Below are 233 nucleotides of genomic sequence, written 5' to 3'. Positions count from 1 at the left end.
GGGGGTGCTGGTGGCGGAGTCTGCCACGGCGTTTGTGACCTCGGCGGTCAGGCTGTATCAGAACGACAGCTTGTGGGACGCTTGTGCCACGGCGGCATTACAATTAGCTCCCGAACGCTTCGCCTTTGCGGAACATGCACCGCGCTGGCTGGCTGGCTTGCAAACGCTGGAAGCCAATCTGGAAGCGCATCGATTGAGTGGCTTTTACGGCGCCATGCTGCGGCACCATACCC

The 233-nt window shown here is 61.4% G+C and carries 1 protein-coding gene; it reads left to right on the top strand.

Annotated features, from left to right (window positions below; genetic code table 11):
* Nucleotides 1–10 precede the first annotated feature (10 nt).
* Nucleotides 11–233 (top strand): hypothetical protein (locus Q4563_RS22910; RefSeq protein WP_303606190.1); only part of this gene is annotated, 223 nt, incomplete at its 3' end.

The organism is Gilvimarinus sp. 1_MG-2023 (assembly GCF_030548285.1).
This window is presented reverse-complemented; position numbering and strand designations above follow the sequence as displayed.